Raw genomic sequence first — 20136 nt, 5'->3', positions numbered from 1 at the left:
TCTTTTCCAAGAACGTCATGCTGAGCGGAGCGCAGCGGAGTCGAAGCATCTCGCTCGTGAGTAATCAATTACTATCTGTCATCAGCACGCGAGATGCTTCGACTTCGCTGCGCTGCGCTCAGCATGACGTTCCAATAGCACCACTATGCTTCCTACCAGATCTTAGCCCGCACGTTTTCGGCGCGCACCATTTTGGCGTCCGGCTTGCAGCCAAATGCTTGATAGAACTCTGGCATGTTTTGCAGCGGCCCTACCGTGCGGAACATACCGGGCGAGTGCGGATCGGTGAGTACCTGCTGGCGTAGGGCCTCGGGGCGCGAGTTGGAACGCCAGATCTGGGCCCAGGCCAGGAAGAAGCGTTGCTCGGGCGAGAAGCCGTCGTACTGCGGGCGCGGATTATTGCCGTATTTCTTGTCGAGCTGCTTTTGCAGGGCGGTGTAGGCCAAGTTCAGCCCGCCTAGGTCGGCCAGGTTTTCGCCCATGGTCAGCTTGCCATTCACATACACCGAATCGAGCGGCGAGAAGGCCGAATACTGGTTGCCTACCAGGGTAGCCCGCTGGGTAAATTTCTCAGCGTCCTCCTTGGTCCACCAGTCGCGCAGGTTGCCGGCCGCGTCAAATTGCCGGCCCTGGTCGTCGAAGCCGTGCGTCATTTCGTGGCCGATTACCGCGCCCATGCCGCCGTAGTTCACCGCGTCATCGGCCTTCGGGTCGAAAAACGGAGGCTGCATGATACCGGCCGGAAACACGATTTCGTTCATCGAGGGGCTATAGTAGGCATTCACCGTAGGTGGCGTCATACCCCACTCGGTGCGGTCAATCGGCTTGCCGTACTTCTCCACGTTGCGGGCGTAGTTCCATTTACGGGCAGCCAGCACGTTTTGCAGGTATGACTCGCGCGAGATGTTCAGGGTAGAATAATCCTTCCATTTATCGGGGTAGCCGATTTTCACGGTGAAGGCGTTCAGCTTCTTCAGGGCCTCGGCCTTGGTAGGCGCGCTCATCCAGGTGTTCTGCTGAATGTGCTCGGCAAACGACGCTTTCAGGTTGTTCACCATCTCCAGGGCCTTGGCCTTGGCTTCGGGCGAGAAGGCCTTGTCCACGTACAACTGGCCAAAAGCTTCGCCCAGCGTGCCATCGGTGGCGGCGCCCATGCGCTTCCAGCGGGGCTGCTGCTGCTTGGCGCCACTCAGCACCTGCGTGTAGCGGAAAGCCTCGTCGCCGTAGGCTTTGGGTAGGGCCGAGGTCAGAGACGATACCAGCTGCCAGCGCAGGTAGGTCTTCATATCAGCCAGCGGGGTCGATTTCATCAACCCATTCACCTCCTCGAAGAAAGCCGGCTGACCCACAATTACCTCTTGCGCCGCGCCCAGGCCATTTTGCTTGAGCAGGGTAGGTAGCGCGATGTTAGGGTATTTCTGGTTGAACTCCGCCAGCGGCATCTTATTGTAGTTGGCGTACGGGTCGCGCAGCTCCACGCGGCTCTTGCTGGCTTTGGCGAGCTTGGTTTCCAGCGCCAGCACGGTCTGGGCGTTTTTGGCGGCCGTGGCCTCGCTGTCGCCTAGCAGCTTAAAGGTGTTGGTGAGGTAGGCAACGTAGGCGTTGCGCACCGACTTGGAGCGGCCATCATCCTTGAGGTAGTAGTCGCGGTCGGGCATGCTCAGGCCACCCTGGTTCAGATTCACGGCGTAAACCGAGCTGTTTTTGCGGTCTTGCCCTACCCCGGCCCGGAATAGCGGCCCGGTGCCCAGCGTCTGCTGGCGGGCAATTTCTAGTTGCAGGCTCTTCTGATCCTTCACGGCGGCAATCTTGTTCAGCTCGGGCTGCAGGTACTTCAGGCCGGCTTTGTCGATGCCCACCGAGTCCATGCCAGAGGCGTAGAAGTCGCCTACCTTCTGAGCGTTGCTACCCTTGGCGGCGTTGGTGTTGGCGGCAGCCTCCTCCAAAATCTGGCGGGTGGTAGCGTTGTTCTTGTTAGCCAGTTCGTTGAAGGAGCCCCAGCGCGACTCGGCAGCCGGAACTGGGTTGTTTTTCACCCAATTACCGGAAGCAAACTCGTAGAAATCGTCGCAGGGATTGGCCGATTTGTCCAGGTTGGCAATGTCAATGCCTACCCCCTTGGGCGCGTCGGCGGCATCCGTCATGGCCGTGGCAGTGTTGGCCGTGGTCGTGTCGGAGGCAGCAGTAGTAGCGGTGGTAGTTTTGGAAGAGTTGCAGCCCGCCGAAAGCAGGCCCGCTGCCGCTAGGGTCGCCAGCGTCAGAGTATTACGGTTCTTCATGTGTAAGAGAACAAGTTTGTGGTGTTGAAAAGCAACGTAGAATCCCCATCGTTTCATTGAAAACGAGGTAGCGCATTGCCCAAAATACAAGTTATTCTGCATAAGACACTACCCCGTCGGAAGCGTTGCATTGCACCTAGCGGCGCCCAAATTGCGTATCTTGCACGAATGCCACCGCTCTACAATCGTCGCCCCGACTCTGGTTTGCCAGCTCCCACCGGCCGGCCGCTGGTAGCGCTGCCCCTGGGCGAGCTGCTCACGCGCGTGCGCCAGACCCTGAGCGAACGGTTCGCGGAATCCTACTGGGTGGTGGCCGAAATTGCCGACCTCACCCTGCCCCGCTACGACGGTGCCCACTGCTACCTGGTACTCACCGACCAGCACACCACCGGCCGCGGGGCCGAGTTGAAAGCCCAGGCCCGCGCCACCATCTGGAGCCAGCGCTACCAGCAGCTGGCACCGGTGTTTGCGGAGCAAACCGGCCAGGAGCTGCAAATTGGCCTGAAGGTGATGCTGCGCGTGCAGGTGAAATTTCATGAGCAATACGGCCTTTCGCTGGATGTGGTAGCCCTCGACCCCAGCTACACCGTGGGCGACCTGGCCCGCCAGCGTCGCGAAACTATCCGCAAGCTGGCCGACCAGGATTTGCTGGAGCGCCAGCAGCGTCTGTCCCTACCCCTGGCTCCGCAGCGGCTGGCCGTTATTTCGTCGCCTACGGCGGCGGGCTTGCAGGATTTTATGCAGCAGCTGCGTGAGGCACCGTATGCCTTTGAAGTCACGCTGTTTGCCGCTTCCATGCAAGGTCAGGAGGCGCCCGCCAGCATCCGGGCGGCGCTAGATGCCGTGCGCCCCCAGCGCCAGCAGTTCGATGTGGTGGTGATTATCCGCGGCGGCGGTTCCAAAACCGATTTGCTGGCTTTCGATGATTTTGGGTTGGCGGCGGCTGTGGGCAGCTTCCCTCTACCTGTGCTTACCGGCATCGGGCACGAGCGCGACGAAGCCGTGCTGGACCTCACGGCCCACCTCAGCCTGAAAACGCCGACTGCCACCGCTGTTTTCCTGATTGAGCGCTTGGCACGGTTGGATGCCGTACTGAGCGACTATGCCGGCCGTATCCGGGAACTGGCTCAGGACCAAGTGCGAGAGCGGCAACGGCAGTTGCGGCGCTCCGCCCTAGCCACCCGCGACGCGGCCCAGCAGCAGCTGCGCCAGCACCGCACCGCCTTACAGCAACGCACCCGTCAGGCCGCCGCCAGCGCCCGCACTGGATTGCGCCAACAGCACCGTACATTGGCCCGCCTACGCCAGCGCCTACCCCGCGCCACTACCCGCGCCCTGGCCCACCAGCAGCTACGACTCCGGCTGCTGGGCTACCGCCTCGCCCGACGCTTCCGGCGCCTGCACCGCCGCCGCTGCGAGCAACTGGTGCACCACCGCTACCACGTGCAGCTAGTCGCTGAGCGGCTCCTGCATCGCGCCGAGCTACGCTTGGCCCAGGCCACGGCCTACCGCGTGGCTACTACCGACGCGGAGGTAGCAACCCCTACCCCCCCCCAAGCGGTAGAGCTACTGCGGCCCTCAGGGGCAGTATTGCCACCCGAGGAGCTGAGCGCTGGCACCGCCGTGTTGCTACGCCTACCCTCGGCCGAGTGGTACGCCCGCCTCACGGCCCCGCGCCGACCCCAACAAGCGGAGGAGTAAGCCGCGCTCCACCAGCATCGGCATCCTGCTTTTTCATTCTTATATGCTTACTTCTTAACTCTTTAAAGTGTCCGACCAGACCTACCGCCAAGCCATCGAAGAGCTGGAAACCATCCTGCGCACGCTGGAAACCGACAGCGTAGACGTGGACGACCTCACCACCCAGGTGCAACGTTCGGCCGAGCTGATTCGGCTGTGCAAGCAGAAGCTGCGCGGCATTGAATCAACCATTGATCAGGTGTTTGAGAACCTGGACGAGGAGGACGAGGAGCCAGACGAGGACTAACTCATCTGGCTTGGTCGCTTTGCTACCTGTTCAGCTTGTTGGTAAGCATAGGAAGGCTTGTATATTTGAAAAACGCTTTCTGCCTTCCACACTTAGTTTGCAATTGCTGCATGGCCGATTTTTCCTCTCCCTACAATCCCTCAGTGGGTAGCCCTATTCCGCTGGATACTGCCGCTAAATGGACCAAAAAGTACCAGCAAGAACACCCCGAGTTTGACGAAGACGGCGTGGCGCAAGAGCCTACCTATGCCACTTTCTTCGGCCGCAAAGCCATCAACAAGCTCATGAAACGCTGGGGTAAGCGCTGCGTGGGCATCCGCATTTACCAGGGCATCGACGATACCGACCCTACCACCACCAACCGCCGCCGCGTGGTGCTGGTAGCCGTTGATAAGCACGGCAACGACTTGCTGGACGTAAGCGAGTGTGAAGATGGCTCTGTGGATGATCCGGTGCTGGATGAAGGTCTTAACTGTCCCGATCATTGCTCCGATGATAGCCCACTAATCCAGTAGAACACCATTATGTCTTGGTGGGATTCTCTTCTATACGCTATGGCATTAGGCGCTGAGGCGTTTGCCTTAGTGCCATTTGCTGTAGCGCTACCTCGTTTGCGCCATATCCCTTATACATTCAGACCTGTTTTTTACCATACACTTAGCTTACTAGGCATTTGGTATCTAGGACGTTACGGAAGAGTGTACTTACACAATAATATTTTCTGCTTCCATCTAACATCAGTTTTACAAGTCACTTTTTTATCGCAGGTATACTATCGCCTTATTCCACGGCCAGTCTTCCGACGAATCGTGCAGGTAGGCTACATTGCTTTCTTATGCGTTGCGTTCGGCGATGCCGTTTATTGGCATGGCTTTATGAAAGTGGTAAACATATACGCACGTATTTTCGGCAATCTGTTGCTGCTTTCTTATGCCTTGTATTATATCCTAATTCTGACCGAAGAAAACGTACCCGTTATCGAGAAACGGCCCGATTTCTTATTATCCATTAGTGTCATTGTCTTTTATTCAGTACCACTCATCGTAGCCATCATCAATTCGTATTTAGAGCAATACAAAGCTTTCGACTTTATATTCCTCAATATGATTCCGTTCATCCTCTCGGCTGGGGTAGCGGCTATGTTTCAAGCGCTGATGTTTGCCCGGTTTCCGCTGGATCGGCCGCCCCGGCAGGCGCTGCCTAAGTGGCTGCGCTGGCGCCATCGGCGGCATACTATTCCGGCAAACTAGCTTCGTTTTACCAACGTGCTAGTGGGTCGGGAAAATACATATCTTCGTAGTCAGTACGACCCGCCGGGCGTATAGTCGCTTGTTTGTGTTGCTATGCCCGAATCGTTACTTCCACTGGTTCTGATTACGCCGCTGCTGATGCTGCTCTCGGGCGGCATCATCGTCTTTGTAATTCGCTATCAGCGGCGGCTGTTTCAGCAGCAGGAGCAGATGCGCGCCGTGGAAGATACCGCCCAGCAGCAGGCCCTGGAAGCCGCCCTGCTGGCCCAGGAAGAAGAGCGCCGCCGCATTGCCGGCGAGCTGCACGACGGGGTAGGCACCACCCTGGCCATCGTGAAAATGCACCTCAACGCCCTCTCCCGCCCCGACCTCACCCGCGACGCCACCGATTTGCTGGACCAGGTAATTGGCGAAGTACGCCGCATTTCGCGCAACCTACTGCCTGCTACTCTCCAGAAGTTCGGCCTCCCCTTTGCCCTTGAAGCCCTGGCCCGCACCGTGCCCGCCGACGGCCCTACCCACGTAGTGATAACCCAGCACGGGCAACCCCGCCGCCTTTCGGCCCAGCAAGAGCTGATTATTTACCGCGTGGTGCAGGAGCTGCTCGGCAACGGCCTGCGCCACGCCCAGGCCGCCAACATCGACATCACCGTCAACTTCGGCCCCGATTCGCTTTCCATCCAGTACATCGACAACGGCGTGGGCTTCGATCCGGCGCTGGTAGAGGCCCAACCGGCCGTGGGTGCCCGCATAGGCCTGGGTTTCACCAACCTACGCAGCCGGGTAGCCGTATTGCGTGGTATGTTGCAACATGAATCGGCACCGGGCATGGGCAGCAGGGTTTGGATTTCCCTACCCCTTGAGTATCTTGCTTCCGATCCTGTTATTCCTGTCACCACCTATGAGCAACACCCCTATTCGCCTGGCGGTGGTCGATGATCATATACTATTTCGAAAAGGCCTGCACGCATTATTAAGCGGTTTTGCGGGCATGGAAGTGCTGTTTGAAGCCGGTGACGGGGAAGAGTTGCTGGACCATTTCGACCAGGGCTTGGTGCCCGACGTGGTGCTGATGGACTTGCAAATGCCTAACCTCGACGGCCTCCAGACCACCCGCCTGCTGCGCGCCCAGTATCCGCACGTGCGCGTCATCATCATCTCAATGCACGACGAGCCGGAGCTGATTGAGAGCCTGCGCGCCGAGGGCGCCCACGGCTACCTCCTCAAAAACGCCGACCCCGAGCAAGTGCAAAGCGCCATCCGCACGGTAATGCGCACCAGCAGCGAGGCTGCCCCTCAAGTGCTATACAACTAGCTCACGCTGGGGTAGAGACACAACATTTAGTGTCTCGCCGTTGCTGAGGTTGAGGTAGGGTTAGCACAACATCAGGGCTGCCTAAACAATATAGGGACGCGTATTTGCGTCTCATCGTTGAATATCTGCTACCCGATTGTTCAACGACAAGACGCAAATACGCGTCTCTATTGTACCTCAAAACCCGCTTTTTGCAACTCGGCCCAGAACTGGGGGTAGGACTTGCGCACCACCTGCGGCGCTTCTACTGTAAGGGCTCCGCGCATGGCTAGCGGGGCAAATGCCATGGCCATACGGTGGTCGTGGTAGGTAGCCACCGACTGGCCCCCTACCTTAAAATCGGTGGAGGCCACCCGAAAGCGGCCGTCGCCTACGTCGGTCAGCGCCCCGCCAAACTTTGCCAGTTCGGTTTGCAAGGCAGCAATGCGGTCCGTTTCCTTGATGCGCAGACTTTCCAGCCCGGTCATGTCAAATGGCACATCCAAGGCGGCGGCCACTACGGCTACGGTTTGGGCCAGATCGGGGCAATCGGTGAAGTCCTGCGCGGCAGCTGTGGCCGGCGGAATCTGCGTGAGGCGCACGCCATCGGCCACGTACTCGGTAGCAACGCCCAACTGCGCCATAATGCCCACAATGGCCTGGTCGCCCTGCCACGAGTATTCGCGCAAGCCCGGCAATGTAATTTCCGAGCCCTGCGGCCCCAAGGCAACCATGGCATACCAGTAACTTGCCGCCGACCAGTCACTCTCAATGGTATAGTCAGCAGGATGATACGCCTGCGGGCGTACTTGCAGCACGCTACCCAGGTCGCGGCAGTCGGCCCCGAAGTGCTGCATCAGTGCCTGTGTCATCCGAATATAAGGCCGCGAGCCTACCTTGCCGGTCAGGCGCACGAGCAGACCATGCGGGAGCGTGGGTGCAATCATCAGCAGTGCCGAAATGTACTGGCTGCTGATATCGCCGCGCACGGCCAGTTCCGGTATTTCTTCCTCGTTTTCGTTAGCTGTAGCCATTTGCCAGCCTTCTAAACGCAGCGGCGGGTAGCCCTCCTGCTTTTCGTAGCTAATGGTGGCGCCTAATTCGCGCAATGCGTCTACCAACACCTTAATAGGGCGTTCTTGCATCCGGGCAGTGCCCGTGAGCAAGCCGTGGCTATCGGTAGCGGCAAGGTAGGCGGTCAGGAAGCGCATCACTGTGCCGGCGTCTTCCGCGTCAAATACAGTAGCTGCTGGATCGGCCAGCAGACGCTGCATCAATTGCGTATCGTTGGCATCGGATAGATTATCGAGCTGGCCGCCGCCAGCCAGCGCCCGAATAATAAGAGCACGGTTGCTTTCACTTTTAGAAGCGGGCAGTTGCGCCGTGCCGCCAAGAGGCTGGCCAGACCAAGTGAGGGTAGTAGACAAAGGATGTGCAGATTAGGTGTAAAAGGTCGAATGCTATTTTTATCTGAGAAGTTGTTTGAGTTACTTATTGAATGGTGTGGAGACGCAACCTTTTCAGCTAACTCAAACAGTTTCTAAGCTTTTGCACTGTGCGTTTCTACTTTAGCAGAGGCACAAACGCACAGGAAGCTCAACTAGTAGTAGCTACCTACTGGTCTATATTTTCTGATAATAGCGGAGCGAATCGGCTACGTCGTGCATTGTAATGGGTTGGTCGTACACAGCCCGGCCAATGGCCTCCAACAATGTGCAGTTGATGGTAGTGCCGGCGTTTTTCTTGTCCTGACGAGCAAAATCAGCAATGGCCTCCGTTTCCAACGACACGAACGATACCTTCTCGTAAATCGAAAACAAGAACGTTTCAATCTTGTCCAGTTCCTCGGGGCTCAGCAAGCCCTTTTGCACCGACAGCCAGCTTTCGCAGATCATACCCGCGGCCACAGCCTCGCCGTGTAGTATCTCGCGGCCGGGCTGCGTGAGCAGGTAACTTTCCAAGGCATGGCCCAACGTGTGGCCAAAGTTCAGAATCTTGCGCAGGCCACTTTCTAGCGGGTCTTGCGCCACAATAGCTTCCTTAGTAGCCACCGAAGCCCGAATAATTGGTGTCCAGTCGTCCACAAACAAGCCGGTTTTCCTACCCTCAGCAAAGGCGTCGGCGTCGGCAATCAGCCAGTGCTTCACAATCTCGGCGTAGCCCGATTTCAACTGCCGCGGGTCGAGGGTTTGCAAAAACTGCGGGTCGATGAACACGCCCGCCGGCTCCTGAAAAACGCCGATGTGGTTTTTAAAGCCCTGGTAATCTACGCCGGTTTTGCCGCCTACACTGGCATCTACCTGCGCCAGCAAGGTAGTGGGCACCTGCATAAACCGGATGCCCCGCTTGTAGAGTGCAGCGCTGAAGCCCCCTAGGTCCGTGATTACCCCGCCGCCTAGGTTCACGACCACAGCAAACCGGTCGGCGCGCTGCGTCGTAAGTTCGTTCCACACCACCTCGCAGCTGCTGAGCGTCTTAAACTCCTCCCCTGCCGACAGCACCACTACGCTGTGTTCTTCAGGTAGGTAGGGGCGCAGAATAGGGTAGCACAGGCGTTGCGTGTTGTCGTCCGTTACTACGACTACCTGCCCCACGGCAGGACGAGCCAGCAAAGCAGCCAGCTCGGGCAACGAATTAGGGCCAATGAAAATAGAAGTAGTCACGTCTATTGAATTTTCTGGTAAATTTTTTGCACAGAATCCACAAGAACTTTGGTAAAAATAGCGTGATTTGCTGCAACCTTTCGCGGCTTTATCGAATCCTACTAGCGCGGGGCTTTTACTACATTATTTAAGTATCTATTTATGAATGCTCTATACCAGAAAGGCGGCATTGTGCTTCTTTGTGTGAGTGGCTTATTCACGACAGGCTGTAGCCGGGATTCGGTGGCGGGTGTGGAGGACCAACTGGTAGGCCGCTGGGAATGGGTGGAAACCACCCTACCCACGGACTCTTTGAAACTGACACCCGCTCTAGTAGGGCACACCAGCGCCGTGGAGTTTGACCGGCGTGGCCGGGCCCGCTTCTACCAAGACAACTCCATGACCGGCGCCGCGCAGTTTACCCTGCGCCACCGTAAACAGCTGATTGTATACCACGGCTACCGGGCACACCAGTTTTATACGGTGGTCGGCAACCGCCTCTACCTGCGCGATTCAGACGCGGAGGGCCGGGGACACCTGTTTGCCCGCAAACGGCCCGTATCATCTATGGCCGGCAATACGGTTTCCTACCCTACCCAATAGCGCCAGCAACTGCTAGCCAAAACACCCTGGAGCAGGTGCAACTATGGCAGAAGAAACGGTGTTAAAAAAGGTATCTTCGCCCTGCGAAAATGCCCTTTTCGCTGTTTTACTCCCGATTTGTTTTCTTATGCCTGCTACCCAAGCTCCGCCCGTCTCATTCGAGGATACCGCTGTTGCCTTTGCCGCCAAGTCGGATGCGGACCTGCGCAAAACCTACGCCCTCTTTGCGGCCATGAATAGTCCGGCCACCGTGAAAGCGGGCGGCTCGCTGATGAAAACGGCCCTGCGATGGCACATACCCGGCGTTAAGTTCTTGGTGAAGCACAGCATCTTCTCGCAGTTTTGCGGGGGCGAAACCATTCAGGAATGCAAGCCGGTGATTGAGGAGTTGGGCCGTTACAACATCGGCACCATCCTCGACTATTCGGTGGAGGGCGAAGGCGATGACCGGAGCTTCGACCGCACCCGCGACGAGCTATTGGCGACAATAGAGCTGGCGCACCGCTCCGAGCACATCCCATTTTCGGTTTTCAAAGTGACGGGGGTAGCCGATAGCGCCATCCTGGAAAAGAAGCAAACTGGCAAGCCCCTCACACCTACCGAGCAGGCCAGCTACGAGCGCGCCCACGCCCGCGTTGACGCCATTTGCGGCCTAGCGCACCGCCACGGAGTGCGCGTGTTCATTGATGCGGAAGAAAGCTGGTTTCAGGACACCATTGATGCGCTAACCTATGAGATGATGGCGAAGTACAACCGCGAGTCGGCCATCGTTTGGAACACCTACCAACTCTACCGCCACGACCGATTGGAAGCACTACAGCAAGCCTATGCCACTGCAAAAGCTGATGGCTACTACCTAGGTGGCAAGTTGGTACGAGGTGCCTACATGGAAAAGGAAGGCCGCACAGCTGCTCAGCGTGGCTACGCCAACCCCATCAATCCCACCAAAACAGCCACCGACCAACTCTACGACGACGCCCTGCGCTACTGCATCGACCACATCGACCGCATCAGCCTGTGCGCCGGCACCCACAACGAAGCCAGTTCCCTCCTGCTCACGGAACTGATGCAGGCCCGCCGCATTGCGCCCAGCGATACCCGCGTATGGTTTGCACAGCTCTATGGCATGAGTGATAATCTTACGTATAACCTAGCACACGCTGGCTACAACACGGCCAAATACGTGCCCTACGGCCCGGTAGCTGCCGTGATGCCCTATCTCCTGCGCCGCGCCGACGAAAACACCGCCATTGCCGGGCAAAGCAGCCGCGAATTTTTATTGATTCAAAAGGAAATAGCTCGTCGTCGGATGTCGGTTTAAACTGATCCAGGGAACGGCATAGTTTTAGCTCTTTTACTCGTCAGTGCGCCCCTCCACCCAGGGGTATTTGTTCCACCCCTGCTTTTCCCACATGATTAATCGCGTCCGTACGCATCTTATTCGCTTTGCTCGTCAGCAAGTCGGCACTACCAGCTTCTTGAATCTTATTCAGGAGGCAGAATTGGGGCTGAACCTGGATATTACCCACGAAAAGTCGCGTTTGGTTGAAATTCTCGCTGAAATCTCCGAATCCGAATTTCATGCGAATCGTCCGTTGCTGAGTTGCCTAGTGAAAATAAAGGGTGCTAAAGGGCAGGGCGACAACTTTTTCAAGATGTGCGAGCGATTGGGCATGGGTGAATGGCGGCAATTGAAACAGGACCCGGATTTTGTGAAAACGCTCCGTAGCGAGTGCCGCGACTTCTGGCAAAACGACGAGAATTACAGCCAATTTCTCTAATCGTGTTTCTCCAATAGGTACAACCGAAAGAGGTAAGAGTACAAGATACGGGCAACTGCACAGCTAGCTGTAACCCTATCATATCGTCCTCGTTAAAAAAGGTGTGTTTCGAGACTCCCGCACATTCTATGTGTGCAAGTCCGGAATACACCTTTTCTATTTAACCTTAAGACTCTTTCCCGATGAACACGAACGATCGTAACAACCCACAGAACACAGGTACAGGCGCAGGCGCTAACTATGGTACTACCAACACTGGTACCGGCGTAGGCAATAGCTCTAGCACAAGCAACGAAGGCACTAGCTACAACGCTGGCACTGGCGCAAACCCTGGTATTGATGGCGACGATTATAGCGCTACCGCTAAAGGCGGAGCAATGGCCGGCTCGGTAGGAGCAGCAGTAGGCCGTGGGATTGATGGCATACAAAATACAGCTGACGAAGCAGCACACGCCGTAACGGGCGAGCCCTACCGTTCGGGTAGCAGTGGCAGCGGAACTAGCATGTTGACTTCTACTTTCCGCGACCGTAGCAGCGCTGAGCGTGCTTACAATTCTCTCTCGTCACGTGGCTACACGAAAGACGATGTGAACCTGCTGATGTCGGATGAAACGCGTAAAACGCACTTCGGTGATGATACGCCCGAAACCGATCTGGGCGACAAAGCTATGGAAGGTGCTGGTGTAGGTTCCGCTATTGGTGGTACTGCTGGCGCTGTAATTGGCGCTATTGCCGCCATTGGCACCTCGGTGGCACTGCCCGGCTTGGGCTTGGTAATTGCCGGTCCAATTGCTGCTGCATTGGCTGGTGCCGGTGCCGGTGGTCTCACGGGCGGCCTAGTAGGCGCACTGGTAGGCTCGGGCATTCCTGAAGAGCATGCCGCTGAATATGAGCAAGATGTAAAAAATGGTGGTATCGTAATGGGTGTAAAACCCCGTAACGAAGAAGACGCCAAGTACTTCGAAGAAGAGTTCCGTCGCCACCAAGGTGACCGTATCTACAAGTACTAAGTATATCAAATAACTGCTTACGCAGTAGTAATAAAGAAGCCTTTCCTGTTTCAGGGAAGGCTTCTTTGCGTTTCAGGCTGATTTTTTGTATTAACACAGCATCAGCATGCAAAAAGTGCTCACGAGCTACGTGGCCGCCGTTGCTATAATTCCTACCCTCAGGAATATAAATGCTGTTGTATACAGGGCACTTATTTGTCTGATTTAGGCGTTCTGATACTAAACCGCGCAATCTGTGTGCACGTACGCAAACAGAGTGTGTTTTTCCTATATTTGGTTTTCCTCCATTTTATTTTTTCTTCATGTCTTCCCCACGACTTAAAATAGGCCTGTATGCCTCGCTGGTGATGGCCATCTTTGTGTTGGCATCCTACAAGCTGTACCAGCGCAATGATGCCACAGCCCCTCAGAAAGACGATGTACTGATCAGAGTGATGCTGAGTGGGTTGAACATTGCACACTATCAGCCGGAAAAGATTGACGATTCCTTTTCCAAGCGTGTGTTTGATTTATACCTCAAGCGCATCGACGTCAACAAAAAGTTTCTGTTGAAGTCCGACGTAGCACAGCTCAGCAAGTACCAGACAGAGATTGATGATCAGGTGAAGCGCGGGTCGCATGAGTTCATGGACTTGAGCACACAGCTGATGGATCAGCGCGTGAAGGATATTCAGGCCCTCTACCGCGACATCCTGACCAAGCCGTTTGACTTTACTGTGGAGGAAAAGATGGAAACCGATCCGGAAAAAATGGTTTTTCCGGCTGATAAGGCAGCGCAGCGTGAGGACTGGCGTAAGTTTCTGAAGTACCGGGCCTTGGTGCAGATGTCGGAGATGATGGATGAGCAATCCAAGCGCACTGGCAAAGGCAACCTGACAGCTTCTACTAGCAAAAGCGCTACCCTCACTACTGATGAGCCTAATCGCACCCCTGAACAGATGGAGGCCGAAGCCCGCAAGCGCGTGCTGAAATACTATGATGATCAGTTCCGTGACTTGCTCCAGACTGATACCAACGACCGTTTGGCGATGTATGCCAATGTAGTGGCTAATACTTACGACCCCCACACCGAGTACTTTGCACCGCGCGACAAAGACAACTTCGATCAAGCTATGACGGGTCGTTTTGAAGGCATCGGCGCTTCGTTGCAAGAGAAAGACGGCCAAATCAAAGTGGCTGACATCATTCCAGGTAGCGCTTCCTACCGCCAGGGCGAGTTGAAAGCTGGTGATATCATTACGCGGGTAGGCCAGGGCGCCGAGGTACCGGTATCAGTAGAAGGTATGCGCCTAGACAAAGCCATTGTGCTGATCAAAGGCAAGAAGGGCACGGAAGTGCGCCTCACGGTGAAAAAGGCCGACGGCAGCACCAAGATTATTCCGATTATCCGCGACGTAGTTATCATTGAAGACACTTTCGCGCAATCGGCTACCATCAACGAGGGGGGGAAGAAGTATGGCTACATCAAATTGCCTTCCTTCTATGCCGACTTCAACGACAACGGTGGCCGCAGCTCGGCCAACGACGTGAAGAAGGAGTTGGAAAAGCTGCAAAAAGAAAACATTCAGGGCCTAGTACTTGACCTGCGCTTTAACGGCGGTGGCTCCTTGACGGATGCTGTAGAAATGGCTGGCCTGTTTATCGATAGTGGTCCGGTGGTGCAGGTACGTAGCCGCCAGGGTGCCGCTACCGTACTCAACGACCGTGACCCCCGCGTGCAGTACACCGGCCCGCTGGTGGTATTGGTAAACAAGTTTAGCGCCTCGGCTTCCGAGATTCTAGCGGCAGCCATTCAGGACTACAAGCGCGGTATTGTGATGGGTTCTACCAGCACCTATGGTAAAGGCACAGTGCAGCGTATCTTCGATCTGGATGATGCTCTACCCGCTGAGTTCAACAACATTAAGCCGTTTGGTTCGCTGAAGCTGACCACGCAGAAGTTCTACCGCATCAACGGCGGCTCGACGCAGTTCAAGGGGGTGATGTCGGACATCGTATTGCCCGACCCGTACAGCTACCTCGACCAAGGTGAGAAAGAAGCCGAGTATCCTTTGAAATGGGACGAAATTGCGCCGGCTCGTTACAAGACCTGGGCTGATGCGCCGAACATTTCTAAGCTAAGTGCTGCCAGCCAGAAGCGCGTAGCTACTGACCCACGCTTCAAGTTGATGAGCGAGATGGTACAGCGCATGGTGCAGCGTAAGAACGATACCAGTGTGTCGCTGAAACTGACAACATACAAGGCCGAGCAAGACAAAGCTAAGATCGAGTCAGATAAGTTTGAAGCTGCTCAGAAAGCTGCTGCTACCATCAATATTAGTGCCTTGGCTACTGATATCCAGGCGCAGGGTAGCGACACGGTGAAGGTGAACCGCGCTGTTCGCTTCGTGAAGCCGTTGCGCAAGGACATGACCTTGCGTGAAGCTGTATCAGTTATTCAGGATGAGGCGTAGCTTGTAGTTCCTACCTTATTAAGAGCCCCGGTGCCGACATGGTACCGGGGCTTTTTTTGCGGCAGCGCACCCTAACCAATATCATTAGTAAACAGACTTTATATTCAGGAAACGTGAAAGAAATATCAAGCACATACAATCGATTATAAATCAGTAATTTATACTAAAAACGTATTACGAATATTTTTAGTAAATATGCAACCAAATAGCAGCTATTTCCTGTTTACTTAGCATGACGACGACAATGGAAACCCCTATCATTCCGCTCGTGACGGACGAGCAGAAACAAGCCGAGGAAACGTGGCGTAAATCCATTCCGGCCCAGGTCTTCCTTAACTACTTCTTCGCTCTGAATTACCATATTCAGGAAGGCGATGATGCGCTGGGCGGCTTGCAGCACCTCCCCTTCTTCCGGGCCCACGAGGCCGAGTTGGCGGATACGGACATTCAGGCCATTACACGCCTGTTGCACACATGCTGGAGCACTGAGTACGCATTGCGTGCCACTGCTGAGCTGGGCGACGAGGACTATCTGCGCAATGCCCTGCACTGGACTTTTCCGCAGGCGTATCATACCATTTTAGCTGGCTTGCAGGCCTTTCTGTACACTACGGGTGTGCGCGGCAACAACCCTTCGCTTATTCGGCGGGAGGTAGGGCGACTGGTGGTGCGTAACGCTTACCCGCGGCCGGTATCGTTCTACGCGGCCGGTAGCTACGGCGACTTCAGCATCCATCGCCTACCCCTGGCGGGCTACAAAGCCGGGCTGCACATTGCCGGCAAGGAGATTGAGGCCCAGGCGCAGATTGGGCAGTTCCTGCGCACCACACGCAAGATGAAAGCTCAGTGGACGCGCCAACAGGTGCAGAACAACCCCAACACAGCTATTCGCAGCCAGAAGACCGGCAAGCCGCTGGATAAGTGGACGGCCGCGCACTGGCAGCAGATTACCTGGCGCCTGGGCTACACCACCATCTTCGATCTGCTGGGCCGCTTGCAGATTTCGCAGACCAGCCGCGAGATTGAGCGCTACGTAGAGGCAGATATCGACTTCCAGCTGTTTCATCAGTCGCTGCTGAATGTAGTGAGCTACCTCAATGGCATCCACGAAACCTACGTGGCCAAGGCCATGGGCCTGGAGCGCTACCAGCAGCTTGTAGCCGACTTGCCCAAGCACTTGCAGCATGGCTTCGTGCAGGAGCGCCTGCGCACGCGGGTAGAGCCCCAGGTGCTGGGCCAGGAGGCCGATGGCCAAATGGGCATTGCTGCCTAACCCAACTGCTTCTAACAGTCCTACTGCATATACACGTAAACGCTGGCCTGCTGGGCCAGCGTTTTTTGTTGCGCCATGGTTTACCTTTGCAGCTTGACTTTTGCGGCTGCAGCCGTCTGCCACACCCCTACCCTATGCATCATCTTAGCGAACAGGAGCTTATTCGTCGTCAGAAGCTGGACGAACTACAAAAGCTCGGTATTGAACCGTATCCGTCCGAGCTGTTTGACGTGAACTTCTACGCCCAGGAAATTCACGACAACTACCACCCCGAGCTGAATAACTTTCAGGACGTGCGCCTAGCGGGCCGCCTGATGTCGATTCGGGTGAAGGGTAAGGCCTCGTTTGCCGAGTTGCAGGACGCGTCGGGCCGCATTCAGCTCTACGTGAACCGCGACGAAATCTGCCCCGGCGAGGACAAGGAGCTGTACAACACCGTGTTCAAGAAGCTGCTCGATTTGGGCGACTTTGTGGGAGTAGAAGGCTACGTGTTCAAGACGATGGTAGGCGAAACGTCCATCCACGTGAAGAACTTCAAGCTGCTGAGCAAAGCCCTGCGCCCCCTACCCGTGGTGAAGGAGCGCATGGACGAAGCCACCGGCGAGAAAGTGACCTACGACGCCTTCACCGACCCCGAGCAGCGCTACCGCCAGCGCTACGTGGACCTGGTAGTGAACCCGCACGTGCGCGACGCTTTTGTGAAGCGCACGCAGCTGGTGCAGGCCATGCGCAACTACCTCAACGACAAAGGCTACCTGGAGGTGGAAACGCCCATCCTACAGCCGCTATACGGTGGCGCCGCCGCCCGTCCCTTCAAAACGCACCACAACACGCTGGACATGACGCTCTACCTGCGCATTGCCAACGAGCTGTACCTGAAGCGCCTGATTGTGGGTGGTTTCGATGGCGTGTACGAATTCTCGAAGGACTTCCGCAACGAGGGCATGTCGCGCTTCCACAACCCCGAGTTCACCCAGATGGAGCTGTACGTGGCGTACAAGGACTACTACTGGATGATGGACCTGGTGGAGGAAATGGTGGAGCGCGTGGCCCTAGCCCTGCACGGCAAAACCGAAGTGCAGGTAGGCGAGAACCTTATCAATTTCCAGCGCCCCTGGAAGCGCTTCACGATGGCTGAATCCATTGAGCACTACACTGGCTTCAGCATTGATGGCAAGAGCGAGGATGAACTGCGCGCCGCTGCCAAAGACCTCAAGGTAGGCCTCGACCCCAGCATGGGCAAAGCCAAAATCATCGACGAGATTTTCGGGGAGCACGTAGAGCCGAAGCTCATTCAGCCTACCTTCATCACCGACTACCCCGTGGAGATGTCGCCGCTGGCGAAAAAGCACCGCGACAAGCCGGGCCTGGTAGAGCGTTTCGAGGCGATTTGCAACGGCAAGGAAATCTGCAACGCCTTCTCCGAGCTGAATGACCCTATCGACCAGCGCGCCCGCTTCGAGGAGCAGTTGGAGTTGGGCAAGCGCGGTGACACGGAGGCGATGGTGCTCGACGAGGACTTCCTGCGGGCTTTGGAGTACGGCATGCCGCCTACAGCCGGTCTGGGCATCGGCATCGACCGCCTAAGCATGATTATGACGAACTCCACGTCTATTCAGGATGTGTTGTTCTTCCCACAGATGAAGCCGGAGTACACTAAGTCGGAAAACGCCCCGCACCCGGAGGCCTAATCGAGCTGGTTATATCGATGTTCGGTCATGCTGAGCGGAGTCGAAGCATCTCGCGTGCTGAAGTTGGATACTATCTTTCGTCAGCACGCGAGATGCTTCGGCTTTGCTCAGCATGACGGTTCAAATAAGTACCACAAAACAAGGAAAGGCCGCTCGCAGTAATTGCGGGCGGCCTTTCGAGTATAATCGGCTAACCATTCAGAACGGTCTGTTTGAGGAAGCTTGCGATGGACAAGTATGATTTTACGACCTGAATGTTTGACCAGTTCAGGCAGAAGCTCCTACTGTCGGCAATTTTACGACAAACAACTATCCGTTCATCTATTCAAGCCGGTTATATCTTCTTTAACGCAGGGCTCTGAGGAAGGTTACAGAGCTGAAAACTTTTTCAAAAAAAGTTACGCTACGTCGTCGTTTGTATTGGCGTTGTGATGTGCTTTGGCTTCTATTGGGTCCACTTTGGGGGTAGGCTGCGGTCCGGCGGGCTGATTGATTGGAGCTTTTTCCGCGTGGTTCACTAGGTGCTTGGCCTCAGCAGTAGCACTATTTAGTTCTGTGTCAGCCTGCTCGGCTACGGCTGCCCCCTTGTCGGCAGCAGTTTCGGCCAGGTCTTTTGCTTGTCCGGTCACTTTGTCGGCCACATCTTTCGCTTGGTCAGCCAACCCTTTTGCTTGTCCGGTTACGGTATCGGCGGCAGCTTGCACTTTGTCGGTAGCGGTGCCAGCCAATGCCTGTGCTTTGCTACTTACTTCATCGGCCACCTTTTTGGCTTGCTCGGTAGCTTGGTGCGCTAGGTCGGTGGCTTTGCCGGCTAGGCCTTGCGCTTCGGCCGAGAGGGAGGCCAGGGCATCGTTGGCGGCAGCTTTGCCCTGCTCTACCAAACCAGCAGCGCTGGTCTTGGCCTGGTCAATGCTTTCCTGGCCTTTTTGCAGCAGCTTATTCACGTCGTCGCCGAGCTTAGCGGCCGATTTCTTTAGGTTGGCGCGAGTTTCTTCCCCCGCTTCGGGGGCTAGCAGCAAGCCGGCTACAGCACCAGCAGTGGCGCCAATCAGCAAGGAGAGAATAATTTTACCGGCGTTGTCTTTGTTGTCTTTCATGAGAATAGGGAAAAGAAGTGAAGAGGCACTCTGTCAGCGAATAACGCAACCCGGGGAGCTAGGGTTAACCTGAGGGTAACAAAAAAGACCTGACGTATATGTCAGGCCTTTTCTGAAGCAGGAAAATCAGTCAGACCTACAGGTCGTTGAGCAATTTCACAATTTCTTTTTTGCCTTTGCCTAGCTTTTGCTGCAGGCGGCCTACTAGCTCATCGCCTTTGCCGTCGGCATATTCCAAATCTTCGTCGGTGAGCTGGGCGTATTGCTGCTTCAGTTTGCCTTTGGCTTCGTCCCAGTTACCTTTCAGGTTCAGGCTACTGCCAACTTCGCCGATGCCCAAGTCTTCCAGTTTCTCAACGTAGCCTTTGAATTTCGAGTCCAGCTCTTCGCCGTATTTCGACAACTGCTCGCCTAGCTGGCCGCTGTACTTCGTAGCGGCGCTTTTCAGATTTTCGCGGGTTTCCTTGCCTTTATCGGGTGCAATGAGCAAGCCAGTTACAATACCAGCGGCAGCACCAGCAAGAGCGGCGAGGAGAATTTTACCCGTGTTGTCTTCTTCTTGATAGGACATTGTGTGGGGAGAGAAAAGTTGTGTATAGAATCAGATGAACGACTGCTACCCTCTTGCCGAAGCAATACCATCAGGTTGCGCTTTGGCATGGTGGCAATCTGCCTTACTATACGAAGGCAACGGGCGTGGGTTTTAGCCAAAGAACAAAAAATAGGAATACACAGATATTCCAACGGCTACCTACTTATTTCGTACTTTCTGCTGA

At 55.7% G+C, this 20136-nt stretch carries 18 protein-coding genes; 13 read left to right on the top strand and 5 right to left on the bottom strand.

The window, feature by feature from the left end; genetic code table 11:
• Positions 1-152: 152 nt before the first annotated feature.
• Positions 153-2279 carry a M13 family metallopeptidase gene (locus tag H8B15_RS07920; RefSeq protein WP_187319123.1) on the bottom strand — a complete coding sequence of 709 codons (2127 nt, stop codon included), beginning with the start codon at positions 2277-2279 and terminating at the stop codon, positions 153-155.
• A 168-nt stretch (positions 2280-2447) separates the two neighbouring features.
• Between H8B15_RS07920 and xseA the strand changes: the two genes are divergently transcribed.
• The 6 genes from xseA (at position 2448) to H8B15_RS07890 (ending at position 6831) form a co-directional block, all read left to right on the top strand.
• Entirely contained in the window at positions 2448-3980 is a 1533-nt protein-coding gene (gene xseA / locus H8B15_RS07915) for an exodeoxyribonuclease VII large subunit (RefSeq protein ID WP_187319122.1), read from the top strand.
• 67 nt (positions 3981-4047) lie between these two features.
• On the top strand, positions 4048-4266 hold the full coding sequence (gene xseB, locus H8B15_RS07910; RefSeq protein ID WP_187319121.1) for an exodeoxyribonuclease VII small subunit: 219 nt from the start codon (positions 4048-4050) through the stop codon (positions 4264-4266).
• A 110-nt stretch (positions 4267-4376) separates the two neighbouring features.
• Complete coding sequence (locus H8B15_RS07905; RefSeq protein WP_187319120.1) at positions 4377-4781, top strand: hypothetical protein; 405 nt, start codon at positions 4377-4379, stop codon at positions 4779-4781.
• A 420-nt stretch (positions 4782-5201) separates the two neighbouring features.
• On the top strand, positions 5202-5516 hold the full coding sequence (locus H8B15_RS07900; RefSeq protein WP_187319119.1) for a hypothetical protein: 315 nt from the start codon (positions 5202-5204) through the stop codon (positions 5514-5516).
• A gap of 93 nt (positions 5517-5609) precedes the next feature.
• Positions 5610-6455: a sensor histidine kinase gene (locus H8B15_RS07895; protein ID WP_187319118.1), complete on the top strand. Its 846-nt coding sequence runs from the start codon at positions 5610-5612 to the stop codon at positions 6453-6455.
• Positions 6418-6831, top strand: coding sequence for a response regulator (locus tag H8B15_RS07890; protein WP_187319117.1), 414 nt, complete (start codon positions 6418-6420; stop codon positions 6829-6831). The genes H8B15_RS07895 and H8B15_RS07890 overlap by 38 nt, the downstream gene beginning before the upstream one ends.
• 167 nt (positions 6832-6998) lie before the next feature.
• Here the strand turns inward: H8B15_RS07890 and H8B15_RS07885 are convergent, their stop codons facing one another.
• Both H8B15_RS07885 and aroB read right to left on the bottom strand, forming a co-directional pair.
• Complete coding sequence (locus H8B15_RS07885; protein WP_187319116.1) at positions 6999-8237, bottom strand: 3-phosphoshikimate 1-carboxyvinyltransferase; 1239 nt, start codon at positions 8235-8237, stop codon at positions 6999-7001.
• Between the two features lie 195 nt (positions 8238-8432).
• Positions 8433-9473, bottom strand: a complete 1041-nt coding sequence (gene aroB, locus H8B15_RS07880; RefSeq protein WP_187319115.1) for a 3-dehydroquinate synthase — start codon at positions 9471-9473, stop codon at positions 8433-8435.
• Positions 9474-9614: 141 nt separating this feature from the next.
• Here aroB and H8B15_RS07875 point away from each other — a divergent pair, with 141 nt between their 5' ends.
• The 7 genes from H8B15_RS07875 to lysS all read left to right on the top strand — a co-directional run bounded on the left by H8B15_RS07875 (position 9615) and on the right by lysS (position 18263).
• Positions 9615-10055: a hypothetical protein gene (locus H8B15_RS07875; protein WP_187319114.1), complete on the top strand. Its 441-nt coding sequence runs from the start codon at positions 9615-9617 to the stop codon at positions 10053-10055.
• Positions 10056-10182: 127 nt separating this feature from the next.
• Complete coding sequence (locus tag H8B15_RS07870) at positions 10183-11376, top strand: proline dehydrogenase family protein (RefSeq protein WP_187319113.1); 1194 nt, start codon at positions 10183-10185, stop codon at positions 11374-11376.
• A gap of 91 nt (positions 11377-11467) precedes the next feature.
• A complete protein-coding gene (locus H8B15_RS07865; protein WP_187319112.1) occupies positions 11468-11836 on the top strand; it encodes a hypothetical protein in 369 nt (122 codons plus the stop codon).
• A gap of 182 nt (positions 11837-12018) precedes the next feature.
• Entirely contained in the window at positions 12019-12846 is an 828-nt protein-coding gene (locus tag H8B15_RS21265) for a hypothetical protein (protein WP_343069141.1), read from the top strand.
• Between the two features lie 302 nt (positions 12847-13148).
• Positions 13149-15299, top strand: coding sequence for a carboxy terminal-processing peptidase (locus H8B15_RS07855; protein ID WP_187319111.1), 2151 nt, complete (start codon positions 13149-13151; stop codon positions 15297-15299).
• Between the two features lie 244 nt (positions 15300-15543).
• Positions 15544-16572 carry a hypothetical protein gene (locus tag H8B15_RS07850; protein WP_187319110.1) on the top strand — a complete coding sequence of 343 codons (1029 nt, stop codon included), beginning with the start codon at positions 15544-15546 and terminating at the stop codon, positions 16570-16572.
• Positions 16573-16706: 134 nt separating this feature from the next.
• Entirely contained in the window at positions 16707-18263 is a 1557-nt protein-coding gene (lysS, locus tag H8B15_RS07845) for a lysine--tRNA ligase (protein ID WP_187319109.1), read from the top strand.
• Positions 18264-18661: 398 nt separating this feature from the next.
• Here lysS and H8B15_RS07840 read toward each other — a convergent pair whose 3' ends face one another.
• The gene (locus H8B15_RS07840; protein WP_187319108.1) at positions 18662-19360 is read right to left on the bottom strand and encodes a YtxH domain-containing protein; all 699 of its coding nucleotides are present in this window, start codon (positions 19358-19360) and stop codon (positions 18662-18664) included.
• 136 nt (positions 19361-19496) lie between these two features.
• Entirely contained in the window at positions 19497-19931 is a 435-nt protein-coding gene (locus H8B15_RS21260; protein ID WP_187319107.1) for a YtxH domain-containing protein, read from the bottom strand.
• Between the last annotated feature and the right edge of the window lie 205 nt (positions 19932-20136).

This window comes from Hymenobacter citatus, from assembly GCF_014333615.1.
GTDB lineage: Bacteria > Bacteroidota > Bacteroidia > Cytophagales > Hymenobacteraceae > Hymenobacter > Hymenobacter citatus.
This window is presented reverse-complemented; position numbering and strand designations above follow the sequence as displayed.